The following is a 322-nucleotide window of genomic DNA, read 5'->3' as shown; positions in this document are numbered from 1 at the left end:
GATTTTACGCCCCCTATAGAAGCGCCAACTATGGCAGCCATGCTGCCAAGCTCGTCCTCCATTTGGACGAAGGTGACTCCAACCTTGGGCAACTTCTCAGCCATGATTTCGGCTATCTCCGTCGCAGGCGTTATCGGATATCCGGCGAAAGCAACGCGATCCAATCCACCAGCTCGCCAAAATGTTCCTCGCAGTCATTGAAACCCGTTACGACCAAATGCGTAATCTCAACGCTGGATTTTATCATATAATACGAGAAGAATATCATTATTAATCTAATAAAAATTAAATTAATGCGCTTTAATTTTCTAGGTAGTTTATC

Annotated in this window: 1 pseudogene; it reads right to left on the bottom strand. The window is 44.1% G+C overall.

The annotated features are described in order from the left end of the window. A pseudogene (locus tag EZM41_RS03915) lies at positions 1-164 on the bottom strand (2-oxoacid:acceptor oxidoreductase subunit alpha); the annotation flags it as partial. Between the last annotated feature and the right edge of the window lie 158 nt (positions 165-322).

The sequence above is a fragment of the Acetomicrobium sp. S15 = DSM 107314 genome (genome assembly GCF_016125955.1).
Taxonomy (GTDB): Bacteria; Synergistota; Synergistia; order Synergistales; family Thermosynergistaceae; genus Thermosynergistes; species Thermosynergistes pyruvativorans.
The sequence above is the reverse complement of the archived record's forward strand: the minus strand, read 5'-3'. Positions and strand labels throughout refer to the sequence as shown.